The 15,917-nt window shown below is 73.6% G+C and carries 17 protein-coding genes; 7 read left to right on the top strand and 10 right to left on the bottom strand.

Annotation, left to right across the window (positions count from 1 at the left end):
* Positions 1–53 precede the first annotated feature (53 nt).
* Complete coding sequence (locus tag ABD52_RS05935; RefSeq protein ID WP_013475616.1) at positions 54–677, top strand: carbonic anhydrase; 624 nt, start codon at positions 54–56, stop codon at positions 675–677.
* A 37-nt stretch (positions 678–714) separates the two neighbouring features.
* On the opposite strand, the gene ABD52_RS05940 is transcribed toward ABD52_RS05935, so the two are convergent.
* Positions 715–1,044: a hypothetical protein gene (locus ABD52_RS05940; protein WP_013287842.1), complete on the bottom strand. Its 330-nt coding sequence runs from the start codon at positions 1,042–1,044 to the stop codon at positions 715–717.
* Between the two features lie 327 nt (positions 1,045–1,371).
* On the opposite strand from ABD52_RS05940, the gene ABD52_RS05945 reads away from it, so the two are divergent.
* The 3 genes from ABD52_RS05945 to ABD52_RS05955 all read left to right on the top strand — a co-directional run bounded on the left by ABD52_RS05945 (position 1,372) and on the right by ABD52_RS05955 (position 3,914).
* Entirely contained in the window at positions 1,372–1,863 is a 492-nt protein-coding gene (locus ABD52_RS05945; protein WP_013287841.1) for a DUF3145 domain-containing protein, read from the top strand.
* Between the two features lie 33 nt (positions 1,864–1,896).
* Entirely contained in the window at positions 1,897–3,621 is a 1,725-nt protein-coding gene (locus tag ABD52_RS05950; protein WP_036310856.1) for a glycoside hydrolase family 3 protein, read from the top strand.
* A gap of 71 nt (positions 3,622–3,692) precedes the next feature.
* Entirely contained in the window at positions 3,693–3,914 is a 222-nt protein-coding gene (locus ABD52_RS05955) for a hypothetical protein (RefSeq protein WP_013287840.1), read from the top strand.
* A gap of 101 nt (positions 3,915–4,015) precedes the next feature.
* Here ABD52_RS05955 and fabF read toward each other — a convergent pair whose 3' ends face one another.
* The 5 genes from fabF to ABD52_RS05980 all read right to left on the bottom strand — a co-directional run bounded on the left by fabF (position 4,016) and on the right by ABD52_RS05980 (position 9,054).
* The gene (gene fabF, locus ABD52_RS05960; RefSeq protein WP_013475619.1) at positions 4,016–5,242 is read right to left on the bottom strand and encodes a beta-ketoacyl-ACP synthase II; all 1,227 of its coding nucleotides are present in this window, start codon (positions 5,240–5,242) and stop codon (positions 4,016–4,018) included.
* A 2-nt stretch (positions 5,243–5,244) separates the two neighbouring features.
* A complete protein-coding gene (locus tag ABD52_RS05965) occupies positions 5,245–5,484 on the bottom strand; it encodes an acyl carrier protein (RefSeq protein ID WP_007072348.1) in 240 nt (79 codons plus the stop codon).
* An 83-nt stretch (positions 5,485–5,567) separates the two neighbouring features.
* Positions 5,568–6,512, bottom strand: coding sequence for a beta-ketoacyl-ACP synthase III (locus ABD52_RS05970; RefSeq protein WP_013287838.1), 945 nt, complete (start codon positions 6,510–6,512; stop codon positions 5,568–5,570).
* Positions 6,513–7,682: an acyltransferase domain-containing protein gene (locus ABD52_RS05975; RefSeq protein WP_047891088.1), complete on the bottom strand. Its 1,170-nt coding sequence runs from the start codon at positions 7,680–7,682 to the stop codon at positions 6,513–6,515.
* A 97-nt stretch (positions 7,683–7,779) separates the two neighbouring features.
* Positions 7,780–9,054 (bottom strand): CdaR family transcriptional regulator, encoded by a 1,275-nt coding sequence (locus ABD52_RS05980; RefSeq protein ID WP_269635915.1) that lies wholly within the window; start codon positions 9,052–9,054, stop codon positions 7,780–7,782.
* Positions 9,055–9,158: 104 nt separating this feature from the next.
* Here ABD52_RS05980 and ABD52_RS05985 point away from each other — a divergent pair, with 104 nt between their 5' ends.
* Positions 9,159–9,488 (top strand): hypothetical protein, encoded by a 330-nt coding sequence (locus tag ABD52_RS05985; protein ID WP_013475622.1) that lies wholly within the window; start codon positions 9,159–9,161, stop codon positions 9,486–9,488.
* A gap of 55 nt (positions 9,489–9,543) precedes the next feature.
* On the opposite strand, the gene ABD52_RS05990 is transcribed toward ABD52_RS05985, so the two are convergent.
* Complete coding sequence (locus tag ABD52_RS05990) at positions 9,544–10,206, bottom strand: hypothetical protein (RefSeq protein ID WP_047891089.1); 663 nt, start codon at positions 10,204–10,206, stop codon at positions 9,544–9,546.
* 192 nt (positions 10,207–10,398) lie between these two features.
* Here ABD52_RS05990 and ABD52_RS05995 point away from each other — a divergent pair, with 192 nt between their 5' ends.
* Positions 10,399–11,001: a copper resistance CopC family protein gene (locus ABD52_RS05995; RefSeq protein WP_047891090.1), complete on the top strand. Its 603-nt coding sequence runs from the start codon at positions 10,399–10,401 to the stop codon at positions 10,999–11,001.
* A 169-nt stretch (positions 11,002–11,170) separates the two neighbouring features.
* Here the strand turns inward: ABD52_RS05995 and gltX are convergent, their stop codons facing one another.
* From gltX to ABD52_RS06010, 3 genes are read right to left on the bottom strand one after another with little or no spacing between them, the layout of a single operon-like run.
* Positions 11,171–12,580, bottom strand: coding sequence for a glutamate--tRNA ligase (gene gltX / locus ABD52_RS06000; protein WP_082171223.1), 1,410 nt, complete (start codon positions 12,578–12,580; stop codon positions 11,171–11,173).
* Between the two features lie 49 nt (positions 12,581–12,629).
* Positions 12,630–13,907 carry an MFS transporter gene (locus ABD52_RS06005; RefSeq protein WP_047891092.1) on the bottom strand — a complete coding sequence of 426 codons (1,278 nt, stop codon included), beginning with the start codon at positions 13,905–13,907 and terminating at the stop codon, positions 12,630–12,632.
* Positions 13,904–15,217, bottom strand: a complete 1,314-nt coding sequence (locus tag ABD52_RS06010) for a GH1 family beta-glucosidase (RefSeq protein ID WP_030271634.1) — start codon at positions 15,215–15,217, stop codon at positions 13,904–13,906. Before ABD52_RS06010 ends, ABD52_RS06005 begins: the two co-directional genes overlap by 4 nt.
* Before the next feature lie 202 nt (positions 15,218–15,419).
* Here ABD52_RS06010 and ABD52_RS06015 point away from each other — a divergent pair, with 202 nt between their 5' ends.
* Positions 15,420–15,866, top strand: a complete 447-nt coding sequence (locus tag ABD52_RS06015) for an SRPBCC domain-containing protein (RefSeq protein WP_013287829.1) — start codon at positions 15,420–15,422, stop codon at positions 15,864–15,866.
* The last annotated feature ends 51 nt before the right edge of the window (positions 15,867–15,917 follow it).

Below are 15,917 nucleotides of genomic sequence, written 5' to 3' on the forward strand. Positions count from 1 at the left end.
AGAAGATTCCCGTCCGGCCCCACGAGGTCGGATCGGTGACCAGGCTGGGAGGCATGCCGTCCACCAGCCCGCGCGCCGCGCTGGCCGAGCTGCTCTCCGGCAACCGCCGTTTCGTCAGCGGGCAGCCGGTGCACGGGCACGACGTCACCGCCGCCGCGGCGGTGGCCTCCGGCGACCAGCAGCCGTACGCGGTGGTGCTGGGCTGTATCGACTCCCGGGTGCCGTTGGAGGCGATCTTCGACCAGACATTCGGTTCGATCTGCGTGATCCGTACCGGCGGGCACGTGCTGGACCGGGCCGTCCGGGGCTCGATCGAGTACGTGGTGGAGCAACTGGGCGTACGCCTGGTGATGGTGCTGGGCCACGAGCGCTGCGGCGCGGTCGGCTCGACCGTCGAGGCGCTGCGCACCGGACGCCGGCCCGGCGGGGACCTGGCGTACGTGGTGGACCGGATCGCCCCGGCGGTCACCGACGTCGGGGTGGACGACCCGGACGCGCATCCGCTGGCGATCCGCCGCCACGTCCGGCGCACGGTGGCGGCGTTGCGCCGCGACGACCGGCTGGCCGGGCCGGTGGACGCAGGTGAGCTGGCAGTGGAGGGCGCGCTCTACGACCTGGCCACGGGCGAGGTGACGCTGTTGCCGCAGGAGCAGACGCGAAACCGCCCGCCGGGGTGATCCCGGCGGGCGGTCGCGGTGGTGCGGGTGAGGGCGCTCAGCCCTCGAAGACGCCGGCCTCGACGAGGCGCTTCTCGGTGGCGTCCCAGCCGTGGTCCGGGTAGGACGCGGCCAGGCCGTTGATCTCGGCGCGGATCTTGGCGGCGTGGCCGGCGGCGGCCAGCACGCGGATCTCCTCGACGAAGGCGTCGGAGTCGGTGCGCAGGTGCGCGGTCTTGCCGTTGGTCAGGTTGCGCACGTAGGCGTGCTTGCCGCCGTTGAGCGGGATCAGGTACTTGAACTCGCCCAGCACGCTGAGGGCGCCACCCTGGCCAGCCTGGCCGGCCCGGACGGACGCGCGCGCGGTCTTAGAGGTGTTGCTCGCCACGGAGGTACTCCTTGCAGACGTACGGTGGGGACGGAAGCCGTCCGGGGGCTGTATGCGGATGACGCCCGGGTGGGCGCCGGCCCGCGAAGATGTACGGCGGCACAGAACCGCCCAGAGAACTGTACACGACCACGACACCTGGCTGGTCGTCGCGGCGTCAGAGGGCACAACCAGGTCCACCGCCCGGGTATTTCCCGCTCCGGGGCCCGGCGAATTTTCCGATTCGCTGGCGCACCACCAGTCACACGGGTCATCATGTGTGCCAGGTACCACTCGGTAGGACGAGGTCGTAGGGGAAGACGCACCTCGGCTCATCGGGAGGTCACCGTGCCAACGCGTGGCGTCGTATACGTCCACTCGACCCCGCTCGCCGTGTGCTCGCACGTCGAGTGGGCGATCGCGCGCGTCCTCGCCGCGCCGGTCAACCTGCACTGGACGGCGCAGCCCGCCGACCCGGGCGCCCGTCGCGCCGAGTGCGGCTGGACCGGCAGCCCGGGGACCGGCGCGGAGCTGGCCGCTGCCCTCCGGCAGTGGCCCATGATCCGTTTCGAGGTCACCGAGGAACCCAGTCCCGGCGTCGACGGCGAGCGCTTCATGTACGTACCGGGCCGCGGCCTGTTCCGCGCCGCTGTCGGCGCGGCCGGCGACATCCAGCTCGGCGAGGACCGGCTCCGCAGCCTGATGGCCGCCGCACGCAGCCCGGAGGCGCTTGCCCACGCCCTGGACAAGGCGCTCGGCACCGCCTGGGACGCCGAACTGGAGCCCTACCGGTACGCCGGGGACGGTGCGCCGGTGACGCTGCTCACCCGGGTCGGGTGACGGCGGCCGAGTTGCCCCGATACGGTGGGCCGCGTGTCGATTTCCCCGCGGCGCTCCGCCGTCGCGCTCGCCGCACTGACCGCGCTGCTCGTCTCCGGGTGCTCGGACGGGCCGGACCGGCCCCGACCTGCCCCGACGAGCCCGGCGCCGTCGTCCGCAGCGCCCGCGCCGAGTGACCCGCCAGCCGCCGATCCAGCCGCCCGCGCGGCCGCGCTCGTCGGCACGCTGAGCGACGAGGACCTGGTCGGGCAGGTGCTGATGCCGTACGCGTACGGCAGCTCGGCCACCGACGTGTCGGCCGGGTCGGCGGCCGGGAACCGGGCGCTGGCAGGGGTCGACACCCCTGCCGAGATGGTGGCGAAGTACCGGCTCGGCGGGCTGATCCTGGTCGGCTTCAGCGCCGACGACCCGACCTCGGGCAACCAGGCCACCACGAACGTGGACAACCCCAAGCAGGTCCGTGCGCTCACCGACGGACTGCGCGCCGCCGCCGGCAAGCTGCCCGCGGGTGCCGCGCCCTTCCTGATCGGCACCGACCAGGAGTACGGCGTGGTCACCCGGATCACCGACGGGGTGACGCTGCTGCCCAGCCCGCTCGCCGCCGGCGCCGCCGGGAACCCGGCGCTGACCGAGGCCGCCTGGCGGGCCGCCGGGGCAGAGCTGGCCGCCATGGGCGTCAACCTCGACTTCGCGCCGGTCGCCGACGTGCTGGCGACCCGCAGCGCGGTGATCGGCTCCCGGTCCTTCGGCGCCGACCCGGCGACCGCGTCCCCCCAGGTGGCGGGCGCGGTACGCGGCCTGCAGGCCGAGGGCGTCGGTGCCGCGGTCAAGCACTTCCCCGGGCACGGCCTGAGCGCCGAGGACTCGCACACCGAACTGCCGGTGATCAAGCAGTCCCGCGCCGAGCTGGACCGCCTCGCGTTCCCGCCGTTCCGGGCCGGCATCGGCGCCGGGGCCATGGCGGTGATGTCGGCCCACCTGGACGTCAAGGCAGTCGACCCGGGCACCCCTGCCACGTTCTCCCGCAAGCTGCTCACCGACGTGCTGCGCGGCCAGCTCGGCTTCCAGGGCGTGGTGATCACCGACGGGATGAACATGGCCCCGGCGAAGAAGTGGTCGCCGGGCGAGGCCGCGGTGCGCGCGCTCAACGCCGGCAACGACCTCATCCTGATGACCCCGAACGTCACCCAGGCGTACGACGGGCTGCGCGCCGCGCTCAAGGACGGCTCGCTGCCCCGCGCCCGCCTGGTCGAGGCGGTCACCCGGGTGCTGACCATGAAGTTCCGGCTGGCCGGGCGGGACGCGCCCGCGCTGTCCACGCTCGACGGCGCAGCCCACCGCAAGGCCGCCGACGACCTGGCCACCGCCGCCGTGACTGTGCTGCGCGGCAAGTGCGGCGGGGCGGTGACCGGCCCGGTGAGCGTGACCTCCTCCGGCGGCCGGGAGCGCACCCGCAAGCTGCTGACCGAGGCGCTCACCGCGGCCGGGGTCAAGGTGGTGCCCTCCGGCGGCACGGTGGTGCACCTGGTCGGTTACGGCGACGGCGCGAAGGACCTGAGCGCCGGCGCCGCCGTGACGGTGGCGATGGACACGCCGTACGTGCTGTCCGGGGCGAAGTCCCCGACGCTGATGGCGACCTACTCCTCCACCCGGGCCTCGATGACCGGGCTCGCCGCGGTGCTCGCCGGCAAGGCCCGCCCGGCCGGCCGCTCCCCGGTGCCGGTCTCCGGCCTGCCGGCCACCACCTGCCGCACCTGACCCGGCCGCCCGCCCGGATCGCGCCGAAACCCGGATGCGTCAGGGCGGCCCCGGCTGGCAGGGTGGCGCCCATGGGAGAGGCAGCACAGGGTTTCCGCTACGTCGAGCGCGCCGACGGCACGGTGGTCATCACGCATCACGGCCGGGTCGCCGGCACGCTGCGCGGCGGCCGGGCCGCGCAGTTCCTGGCCGAGGTCGGCGACGACCCGCAGCTGGCCATGGCCCGGTGGACCGGCAACTACCGGCGCGGCAACGAGCGGACCGCCCGGCAGCACCCCCGCAACCGCGGCTGAGGTGTAAGGAAGGGCCCCCTCTTAACGCCTGCGGTAGAGGAAGGGCCCCTTCTTAACAGTCACTGTTAAGAAGGGGCCCTTCCTTACCTCAGGGCGGAACCTCAGGGGCGGGTGAAGACCAGCGCCACGTTGTGCCCGCCGAAGCCGAACGCGTTGTTCAGCGCCGCCGGGATCTCCATGTGACGTGCCTTGTGCGCCGCGACGTCCAGGGTCAGGCCCTCGTCCGGGTCGTCCAGGTTGATCGTCGGCGGGATCACGCCGTCCCGGATGGCCAGGATGGTGGCGATCGACTCCAGCGCGCCGGCCGCACCGAGCAGGTGCCCGGTCATCGACTTCGTGGCGGTGAGCACCGGGTGGTCGCCGACCGCCTGACGCAGCGCGCCGATCTCCAGCATGTCCCCGACCGGGGTGGAGGTGGCGTGCGCGTTGACGTGCACGATGTCGGTACGGGCCACGTCCGCGTCGGCGACCGCCCGGGCGATGGCCCGGATGGCGCCCTCACCCTCGGCGTGCGGCTGCACGATGTCGTACGCGTCCGAGGTGATCCCCGCGCCGGCCAGGCGCGCGTACACCCGAGCGCCCCGGGCGGCGGCGTGGTCGGCGCGCTCCAGGATCACCACGCCCGCGCCCTCACCGAGCACGAAGCCGTCGCGACCCGAGTCCCACGGCCGGGAGGCCCGCTCCGGCTCGTCGTTGCGGGTCGACATGGCCCGCATCGAGCTGAAGCCGGCGATCGGCAGCGGGTGGATGACCGCCTCGGTGCCGCCGGCCACCACCACGTCGGCCCGGCCGGCGCGGATGATGTCCAGCCCCAGCGCGATCGCCTCCGCGCCGGTCGCGCAGGCGCTGGCCACGGTGTGCACCCCGGCCTTGGCGCCCAGCTCCAGACCGACCCAGGCGGCCGGGCCGTTCGGCATCAGCATCGGGATGGTGTGCGGGGAGACCCGCCGCGGTCCGGACGCCTCCAGGATGTCGTCCTGGGCGAGCAGGGTGGTGGCGCCGCCGATGCCCGAGCCGACGCTCACCGCCAGGCGCTCCGGGTCCGGCCCGGCCTCGTCCAGACCGGCGTCTGCCCACGCCTGCTTGGCGGCGATGATGGCGATCGCCTCCGAGCGGTCCAGCCGGCGCAGCTTCACCCGGTCCAGCACCTCGGACGGGTCGACCGCCAGTTCGGCGGCGATCCGGACGGGCAGTTGCGCGGCCCACTCCTGGGTGAGCGCACCCACCCCGGAGCGGCCGGCGAGCATGGCGTCCCAGGTCGACGCGACGTCCCCGCCGAGCGGGGTCGTCGCGCCGAGCCCGGTGACGACGACGTCGGGGCGACTCATGATCAGGACTGCGCCTCGATGTAGCTGACCGCGTCCCCGACGGTCTTGAGGTTCTGCACCTCGTTGTCCGGGATCTTGACGCCGAACTTCTCCTCGGCCGCCACCACGACCTCGACCATGGAGAGCGAGTCGACGTCGAGGTCGTCGGTGAAGGACTTCCCCTCGGCCACGTCGTCCGGGTTCACCCCGGCAACCTCTTCGAGGATCTCGGCGAGGCCGGCGGTGATCTCGTCACGGGTCATTGCGGTTGGTTCCTCTCATCGGGGGTTACCGGTGACCGGCGTCGCCGGTCACACACCTCGGCGCGTTCGCGCCCGAGGGGGTCTCAGGGGCAGCGCACGACCTGACCGGCGTAGGTCAGGCCGCCGCCGAAACCGAACAGCAGCACCGGGGCGCCCGAGGGCACCTCCCGCCGCTCGACCAGCTTCGACAGGGCCAGCGGGATGCTCGCCGCCGACGTATTGCCGGACTCGACGATGTCCTTGGCGATGATCGCGTCCGGGATGTTCAGCCGCTTGGCGATGCCGTCGATGATCCGGGCGTTGGCCTGGTGCGGCACGAACGCGGCCAGCTCCGACGGGTCCACCCCGGCGCGCTCGCACGCCTGGAGCGCGAGCGGGGCCAGCGCGGTGGTGGCCCACCGGAACACCGACTGCCCCTCCTGGGTGATGTACGGCTGCCAGCCCTCGATCCGGACCGCATCGCTCTTCTCCGGCGCGGAGCCCCAGACCACCGGCCCGATTCCGGCCGGCTCGTCGTCGGCGGTCGCGCTGACCACCGCCGCCCCGGCGCCGTCGGCGAAGATGATGCAGGTCGAGCGGTCGGTCCAGTCGGTGAAGTCGGAGAGCTTCTCCGCGCCGATGACGATCGCGTTGCGCGCCGCGCCGGCCCGGATCGCGTGGTCCACGGTGCCCAGCGCGTACGCGAAACCGGAGCAGGCGGTGTTGAGGTCGTACGCCCCGGGCGCGTTGATGCCCAGCTTGGCCGCGACCCGGCAGGCCACGTTGGGGCTGCGGTCCACGGACGTGCAGGTCGCCACCACGACCAGGTCGATGTCGGCGGCGGTCAGCCCGGCGTTGGCGAGCGCCTTGCCGGCGGCGGCGGTGGCCATGTCGGCCACCGTCTCGTCGCCCGCGATCCGCCGGGTGACGATGCCGACCCGGTCCCGGATCCACTCGTCGTTGGTGTCGACCATCTGGGCGATCTCGTCGTTCGTGACGACGCGGGAGGGCTGGTAGTGCCCCATCGCGACGATCCGGCTGCCGGCCATTTAGTGCGTTCCTCCGATACGGACGAGGGGCTGGCCCGGTGCGACCGGGTCGTCGTGGTGTGCGAGCCACTCGACGAGCGGCCCGTTGTCGTGCGCGGTCACCTCGACCGGCCCCCGGCCCGTGGTGACGTGGCCGAGGACCTGTCCGGCGCGTACCCCGGCACCCTCGGCCGGTCCGGCCGACAGGTCGAGGCGGCCGGCGGCGGGGGAGACGACCACCCGGAACGACGGCGCGGTCGGCCGCGCGGCGGGACCGGCGTGCCGGGCGATCAGGCGGCGCGCGGCGGGCAGGTCGGCCGGCGTGTTCAGGGTGACGATCTCGGGCGCGCCCTCGCCCTTGAGCTCCCGCTTGACCAGCCCGGCCAGGGTGCCGGCCGGCGGCAGCTCGATCACGCCGGTGACGCCGAGGTCGGCCAGCGTACGCATGCACAGGTCCCAGCGGACCGGAGCGGTCACCTGCCGGACCAGCCGGCGTACCGTCTCGGGGCCGTGCCCGACCGGTGCGCCGTCGAGGTTGGACAGCAGGATCCGGGCCGGGGCGGAGGCCGGGACACCGGCGGCGACCGCGGCGAGCGCGGTCTCGGCCGGCGCCATGTACGGCGTGTGGAACGCGCCCGCCACCTGGAGCCGGATGACCCGGGTGCGGGTCGGCGGCTCGGCTGCGAGCCTGTCCAGCGCGTCGACAGCGCCGGCGGCCACGATCTGACCGGCGCCGTTGCGGTTGGCCGGGTGCAGCCCGTGCGCCGTCAGCGCGGCGAGCACCTCGTCCGGGTCGCCGCCGAGCACGGCGGCCATCCCGGTCGGCTCCAGCCCGCAGGCGGCGGCCATCTCCCGCCCGCGTACGCCGGCGAGCGTCACGGCGGCCTCGGCCGGCAGCACCCCGGCCAGCGCGGCGGCGCCCAGCTCGCCGACGCTGTGCCCGGCGACCAGCCCGACGTCGTGCATCGGCAGGTGCTCGGCGGCGAGCAGCGCGGCGGCGACCAGCAGCGGCTGGGTACGGGCGGTGTCCTTGATCTCGTCCGCGTCCGCCCGGGTGCCCAGGTGGATCAGGTCCACCCCGGCCAGCGCCGACCACCAGCGCAGACGCGCCTCGGCGCCGGGGAGGTCGAGCCACGGCGCGAGGAAGCCGGGCTTCTGCGAACCCTGTCCGGGAGAGAGTACGGCGAGCACGTGTACGACTCTGACGGATACCGGCGTGCCGCGCTGTAACGTACGGCACCAAACCGCACTAGAACCTTTAGAGGAATCCTACAAAGATTGTCGGCGATCATCGCCGGTCGGAGACCGTCGGCACCACCGGGTCGAGGCGTCCCACTGTCAGCGCGACCTGCAACGCGAACGCGTCGCGCGGGGCCAGCGGCGAGAATCCGGTCACCTCGGCGATCCGCTTCAGCCGGTAGCGCACGGTGTTCGGGTGCACGAACAGCGCCCGGGCCGCGCTCTCCAGCGTGCCGCCGGCGGCGAAGAACGCGTCGAGCGTCTCCAGCAGCTCGCCGCCGGAGCGGGCCAGTGCCGCGTACACGTCGTGGCGCAACCGGCGGCGGGCCTCGGTGTCACCGGCCAGCGCGCGTTCCGGAAGCAGCTCGTCGGCGGCGACCGGGCACGGCGCGGTCGGCCAGGCCGGCGCGGCCCGGAACCCGGCCAGCGCGGCCCGCGCCGACTCGGTGGCCTCGTCCAGGCTGGGCACCGCCGGCCCGACCACCACCGGCCCCTCACCGAAGGCGGTACGCAGCTTCTCCGTGGCCGCCACCGGATCGGCAGCCCCGCCCAGCACGATGACCAGGCGGTCGCCGTGCACGCCGCCGATCACCTCGACGCCGATCCGCCGGGCCTGCCGGTAGACGGTGTGCAGCACGGCTGCCACCTCGCCGCCGGGGGAGCGGCCCACCGCCACCGCCACCGGCGGCGCGTCCGTCCAGCCCAGCGCGGCGGCGCGGCTGGCCAGCACGTCCGGGGAGTCGCCCCGCAGCAGCGCGTCGACCAGCAGCGCCTGCAACCGGGCGTCCCAGGAGCCGCGGCTCTCGGCGGCCCGGGCGTAGACCCGTGCGGCGGCGAACGCGATCTCCCGGGAGAAGCGCAGCACCGCCTCCCGCAGCGACTGCTCCTCGCCCGGTACGGCCAGCTCCGACACCTGCTCCTCGACCACGTCGATGGTCACCTTGATCAGCGCCACGGTCTGCTGGAGGCTGATCGAGCGGGCCAGCGCCTGCGGTGCGGCGGCGAAGACCTCGTCCGACACCTCCTGGGTGCGGTCGGTCGCGCCGCCGCCCTGGCGCAGCCACAGCACCAGCGAGCGCACGCCGGCCTGGGCGACGAGCATGACCCAGGAGCGCTGGTCGGCGGGCAGCTCACGGAACCACGGCAGCGTCTCGTCCATCCGCGCCACGCTGGCGGTGGCCAGGCCGCCCGCCGCCCGCTCGATGCGACGCAGCGTCGCCGACGTCTCCGTTCCGCCCGGTTCGCTCACCGCACCAGCCTGACACGGCGTGACCAGCGGATCCACTTCGAGGTGACGCCCTCGCCGCGGCGTGACGATCTCCACCGGTACGCGCTGACGATCTCGTCCGGCCGGGCCAGTACGGTGTCAGGGCACGCCGGGCCAGACTCCGGCCGGGCGGGCGAGGGCGACGCGTGAGGGGGCCGGGGATGGCGCAGGGGGAGGCCGAGCACGGTTGCGCCCAGGGTGAGGCCTGCCGGCGGGGTCACGACCAGCCGGCGACTGCCACGCACCCGCGCCGGCCGTGCCTGAACCACCAGGGGGAGCAGCCGGCCGGCCGGGTGCCGGAGCGTGCCGAGGACGAGCCGGGCGTGCCCCGGCAGCGGGCGGCGGAGCCGGCGCACCTGGCCGACGACGAGCCGGCCGACCGGAGCTGCCGCAGCGACCTGTCGGGCTGGGCGGGAGCCCACCGTCACGGCGCGGTACGCCCGCGCAACCGCACCACACGCCGGGAGCGCCCGCCGCGCCGCTGGTGCTGACGCACCGCCTGCCGGGCTGACCGGGTGCGGCCGGGCTCAGCGGGTGCGGCCGGGCTCAGCGAGTGCGGCGGCGGACCAGCAGCGCGATGCCGGCCAGCCCGGCGGTGATGACGAGCACGATGCCCACGTTGAGCAGCAGCAGCCGCTGGAGCTCTCCGAGCGCGGTGTCGATGTTCTGCACCGGGTCGAGCGCCTCCTCCGGAAGCACCCGCTCGCCGCCGCCGACGCCTCCAGCGAGCGTGTCGAACTGCGCCGGCATCGGCACGCCGACCGAGCGCAGCGTCTCGGGCATGTTGAGCCGCCCGAAGAACCAGCCGGCCCGGGTGCTGCTCAGGTCCGGCTGCTTGCCCGGCCGGTAGATCCGGGGACCGCCCTTGGCCAGCGGGAACAGGTCGTAGGTGCGCTGCGGGCCGGCGGCGGCGAGCACCACCACCGTGTACTTCGGACCGAGATCCTTCGCGACCGGGCCGCGCAGCTGGCCGGTCGTGCCCAGCCACTTGACCTGGTCGATCACCAGGTTGACCTCGTTCGGGCTGGTGTCGGCGCGCAGTTTCAGCGGCGCGTCGAGCCGCTCGCCGCTGATGTCGACACCGGTGGGGGCCGGCTTCGGCTTGGGCGCCGCCTGGGCCGCCGCGGTGCCGGTCAGGGCCAGCGTGCACGCCAGGGCCGCCACGCTCCCGGTCACGGCGACCAGCAGCCGTTTCACCCTTCGGATCATCGCCGCCTCCTCGCCCCGTTCGATGGCTGGCTTCCGCTGCAGGTCACACTGGACCGGTGTCCACCACAAAGACTCCGCAGAACGGCACTCGGTTGCAGCTGGTGGAAGAGTATTTGGAACTATCTGCGAGCTGAGACCGACCAATGAGCGGTCGATGATCATCGGCCGGATCCTACCCGGACGGAGGGAACCATGGGGGGCAGGGTCGCCCGTGTGGCGCGTACCTGGGCGGTGGTGCTCGGGGTGGTCGCGGCGTTCGCGCTGCTGCCGGCCGCGCCCGCCGCCGCGCACAACTCGCTGACCGGCAGTGATCCGCGCGACGGGGCCCGGCTGGCCGCCGCGCCGGAGCGGATCGAGCTGCGGTTCCTCGCTACGCCGAAGGAGGCGACGACCGAGGTCACAGTCACCGGCCCGGACAACGTGGCCGCTACCGGCGGCGCGCCGACGTTCTCCGGCAAGCGCGTGATCGTGCCGTTCCGGCCGGGCGCGGCCGGCCTCTACATCGTGACCTACCGGCTGGCCTCCGACGACGGCCACCCGATCAAGGGGGAGGTCCGGTTCACCCTGACCACCGGCACCCCGGCCGAGTCGCCGTCGGCGACGGTGCCGCCCACCAGCGCCGCCCCCGCCACTTCCGCCGCTCTGCCCACCAGCGCGGTGCCGAGCCCCGCCCCGGCCGCCGCCGGGGCGGACGATGACGGGGGTACGGGCTGGCTGTGGGCGGCCGGCACGGTGGTGGTGCTCGCGGCGCTGGGCGGCGGGCTGCTGCTGCGCCGCCGGGCCACCCGCCGGTGATCGTGGCCAGTGCGCGGGACCACTCTGCGTGACACTGCCGGCGCAATGATCGCCGAAAACAGATATGCCTCTGAGTCATAATTATGACTCAGAGGCATATCGGCCAATAGAGGAACCGCTTTCTGGCCACGACACGCCCGAGCGTCGGGAACGGGCGCCGTGCCGCGGCTCAGACCAGGCGTACGCGTGCGGCGCGCAGCCGGGTCAGCGTACGGTCGCGGCCGAGCACCTCCAGCGACTCGAACAACGGCAGGCCGACGGTGCGCCCGGTGACCGCGACGCGTACCGGCGCCTGCGCCTTGCCGAGCTTCAGCCCGCGCTCCGCGCCGACCGCCTCCAGCGTGGCCTTCAGCGACTCGGCGTCCCAGGACTCCAGCGCCTCGAACGCCACGATCGCCGCGTCCAGCAGGTCGGCGGCGCCCTCCTTCATGGCCTTGGCCCATGCCGCCTCGTCGATCAGCGGGTCGGCCAGGAACAGGAAGTCGACGTTCGGCACGATCTCGCTGAGCACCGCGATCCGGGTCTGCGCCAGCGGGGCCACCGCCGCGAACGCGGCCGGGTCGAACTCGTCGGGCTGCCACGGCGGCGGGGCGATGGTCTCGGTGCCGGTGAGCCACGGCCGGCACGTCTCGACGAAGTCCTCCACCGGCAGCGCCCGGATGTAGTCGCCGTTGAACGCGCGCAGCTTCTTCTCGTCGAAGAACGCCGGGGACGGGTTCACCTCGTCCAGCCGGAACTCCTCCTCGATCACCGACCAGGGCACGATCTCCCGGTCGCCCGATGGCGCCCAGCCCAGCAGCATCAGGTAGTTGCGCATCGCGTCGGCGAGGTAGCCCTCGTCCCGGTACGCCTCCAGCGCGACCTTGTCCCGCCGCTTGGACAGCTTCTGCCGCTTCTCGTTCACCACCACCGGCACGTGCGCCCAGATCGGCGGCTTGACGCCGAGCGCGTCCCACAGCAGCTGCTGCTTCGGGGTGTTCGGCAGGTGCTCCTCGGCCCGGATCACGTGGGTGATGCCCATGCTCATGTCGTCGACCACGTTCGCCAGCAGGAACACCGGGGAGCCGTCGCCACGGGCGATGACGAAGTCCTCGATCAGCTTGTTCTCGAAGGTCGGCTCGCCGCGGACCAGGTCGACCACCACCGTCTCGCCCTCGTCGGGCGTCCGGAAACGCAGTGCACGTCCCTCGCCCGGCTCCAGGCCGCGGTCCCGGCAGAAGCCGTCGTAGCCGCGCTGCTGCGGGCCGGTACGCGCCTGCACGTCCTCGCGGGTGCAGTCGCAGTAGTAGGCCCGGCCGCCCTCGTACAGCCGCTGCGCGGCGGCCCGGTGCTCGCCCGCGTACGAGGACTGGAAGTACGGGCCCTCGTAGCTGCCCCGGGCGATGCCGATCCAGTCGAGCGCGGACAGGATGCCCTCGGTCCACTCGGGCCGGTTACGTGCCGCGTCGGTGTCCTCGATGCGCAGCACGAACACCCCGCCCTGCTGCTTGGCGAAGATCCAGTTCTGCAGCGCCGAACGGGCGCCGCCGACGTGGAACATACCGGTCGGGGAAGGGGCGAAGCGTACACGTACCGTCACGCCCCCCAGCCTACGGCGGACCGCGAGGGGTTTCCGGCAGGGGGCCGGGTCAGGGCACCGACTTGATCTTCACGACCAGGGCGCTGCCGAGCAGGGTGACCACCGCGGTGACCGCGTACAGCGTCGGGTAGCCGCCGAGGTGCACGACGATCGGCGCGGACAGCGCCGGACCGAGCACCTGCGGCGCCGAGTTGGCGATGTTGATCACGCCGAGGTCCTTGGCCCGGTCGGTCGCAGCGGGCAGCACCTGGGTGATCAGGGCCGCGTCCACCGACAGGTAGACGCCGTAGCCCGCGCCGAGCAGCAGCGCCGCGACGATCGCCATCGGCCAGGTGGGAGCCGCCGCCAGCAGCACCGCCGCCACCGCCATGATCAGCCCGGAGGTGATCACGAAGACCTTGCGCCGGCCGGAGCGGTCGGACATGCGCCCGGCGACCACCGCGGTGAGCATCATGCCCAGCGTGTAGAGCAGGATCAGCACCAGCAGGGAGCCCTCGGGGTCGGCCACCCGTACCCCGTCGGTGAGGAAGTAGAGCAGGTAGAGCGTGCCCAGCGCGTTTCCGGTCTGCACCAGGAACCGGGTGAACCAGGCCCAGGCGAAGTCGGGGTGGCGGCGCGGGCTGATCCACATCGAGGCGAACAGCGAGCGCAGCCGCAGCGGTGAGCGGTGCTCCCGGGGCAGGTGGTCGTCCTGGGTCAGCAGCGCGAACGGCAGCGACAGCAGCAGCACGGCGAGCGCGATCGCCGCGTACCCGGCCGCGTTTCCGGTGACCACGGCGGTGACCAGCACCGCGCCGAGCACCAGACCCAGCGCCTGCGGGATGCCCACCCAGCCGGACACGCCGCCGCGCTGCGCCACCGGCACGCGGTCCGGGATCGCGGCGGTGAGGCTGGCCAGCATCGCGTTGAAGCAGACCTGCGCTGCGACCCAGGCCACCGCCACCCCGGCGATGGTGTTCTGCCGGGCCAGCAGCACCAGGGCGAGCGCGCCGATGACCGCGCCGAGCGCGGTCCAGACGTGGCGGCGGCCGAAGTGCCGGTTGGCCAGCCGCAGCGAGGTGCGGTCGGACAGCGCCCCGGCGAGCGGGTTCGCCAGCACCGCGGCGAGCGCGCCGATGCCGGTGACCACCGCCAGCATGGCCTCCTTGTCGGCCGGGGCGATCCGTTCCACCTGCTGCGGCAGCAGCACCTGGATCGGGGTGAAGAACGCCATCCAGACGCCCAGGTTGGCCGCGAAGATCAGCGCGATCCAGCTCCGCCGTACCGGGACGGTCGGCTCGGCGAGCGCCGCCGGCAGCGAGGCCGGCGTCGGGTTCACAGTGGTCACCGCCGGACCAGATCCCGGAACCAGGTGTACGACGACTTCGGCGTCCGCCGCTGGGTGTCGAAGTCGACATGCACCAGGCCGAACCGCTTGGTGAAGCCCTCGGCCCACTCCCAGTTGTCCAGCAGCGACCAGACGAAGTACCCGGTCACCGGCACGCCCCCGGCCATCGCCTCGCGCACCGCGCGGATGTGCCCGTCCAGGTACGCGATCCGCTCCGGGTCGTGCACCCGGCCGTCGGCGTCCGGCGCGTCGTCGTACGCGCAGCCGCTCTCGGTGACCTGGATCGGCGGCAGCGCGTCGCCGTACCGCTCGTGCAGGAGGAGCAGCAGCTCGCGCAGCCCGTCCGGGGCCACCGGCCAGTCGAACGCGGTACGCGGGTAGCCGTCCAGCGGCACGATCTCGAACGGCAGCGGCGAGCCCGCCTCCGGTGCCCGGATGCCGGTCGGGTTGTAGTAGTTGACGCCGAGGACGTCGATCGGGGCGGCGATGACGTCCAGGTCGCCGTCGCGCACCACCGCGGGGTCGGGGCCGAGCGCGTCCGGGTAGCCGCGTCCGAGCAGCGGATCGGTGAACAGGCGGTTGTGCAGCGCGTCGTACGCCGCGGCGGCGGCCCGGTCCGCGTCGGTGTCGCCGGCCAGGCGCACCGGGGAGTAGTTGTTGGCGATCGCCACCGGGGACGTGCTGCGGGCGCGCAGCGCGGCGACCGCGAGGCCGTGCCCGAGGAGCTGGTGGTGGGCCACCGGGAACGCGTCGAACAGCAGCGTGCGGCCCGGCGCGTGCTCGCCCATGCCGTGGCCGAGGCTCATGTGGATGAACGGCTCGTTGAGCGTGATCCAGAGCTTCACCCGGTCGCCGAGGCGGGCCGCGGTCAGGTCGGCGTACTCGGCGAAGCGGGCGGCGGTGTCCCGGTTGAGCCAGCCGCCGGCGTCCTCCAGCGCCTGCGGCAGGTCCCAGTGGAACAGCGTGGCGACCGGGTCCACACCGGCGGCGAGCAGTCCGTCCACCAGCCGGTCGTAGAAGTCCAGCCCGGCGGCGTTGGCCGGGCCGGTGCCTGCCGGCTGGATCCGGGGCCAGGCGATCGAGAACCGGTACGCGGACACCCCCAGCCCGGCCAGCAGCGCGGTGTCCTCGGCGTACCTGTGGTAGTGGTCGCACGCCTGGTCGCCGGTGCTGCCGTCGGCGATCCGGCCCGGGTCGTGGGCGAACGTGTCCCAGATGGACGGACCACGCCCGTCGACTGTAGTCGCACCCTCGATCTGGTACGCGGAGGTGGAGACCCCCCAGCGGAAGCCGGCGGGGAACTCGGGCATCGGCGCGGTCGTCAAGTCACCCTCCAGGAACGTGAAGCGTGCTCGCGACTCTAGGGCTCTGCGGACCGACGCGCCATAGGCCGTCATGGGTGGATGACGCAAGGGAGTTCGGCGTGTCTTTTCCGAACCCGTCCGCTTAAGTCCGATTTACACATAGAGTGCCAAATATCGCGGATGTGATTTAAGTGGGGGAAAGATACTCATGATCCTCGTGGAACGAAGCGCGCACGTGGCGGCGCCGGTGGATGTGGTCTGGGACGTCGTGCAGCGCGCCGAGCAGCTGCCGGCCTGGCTGGCGGGAGTCCGCGCGGCCGAGGTCCTGTCCGGGGAGGGATTCGGGCGGCGGCAGCTGGTCCAGGCCGGACGCGGCGCCGCGCACGAGGCCGAGGTGATCGCCTTCCAGGAGCCGACCCTGATCGGCTGGCGCGAACGCGCGAAGGGCGCCGGCGCCCGGGCCGAGGCGCGCACCGAGATCTACGTCCAGCTGACCCCGGACGAGGAGGGTGGCGGCACCGTCGTACGCCTGATCGTCGTGCGGTGGCCCGCCGGACCCGTCAAGGCGGCCCTGCTCCGGCTCGGCCTGCGCCGGGTCGGCGCCGACCTGGAGGACTCGCTGGCCCGGCTGACCGACCTGGCCGCCGTCGGCTGACCGAGCCCGTCCCGGCGTCGCCCGCGATGGTGACGGCCCGGCGTTCCCGCC

The organism is Micromonospora sp. RV43 (assembly GCF_001029515.1).
Classification (GTDB): Bacteria; Actinomycetota; Actinomycetes; order Mycobacteriales; family Micromonosporaceae; genus Micromonospora; species Micromonospora aurantiaca.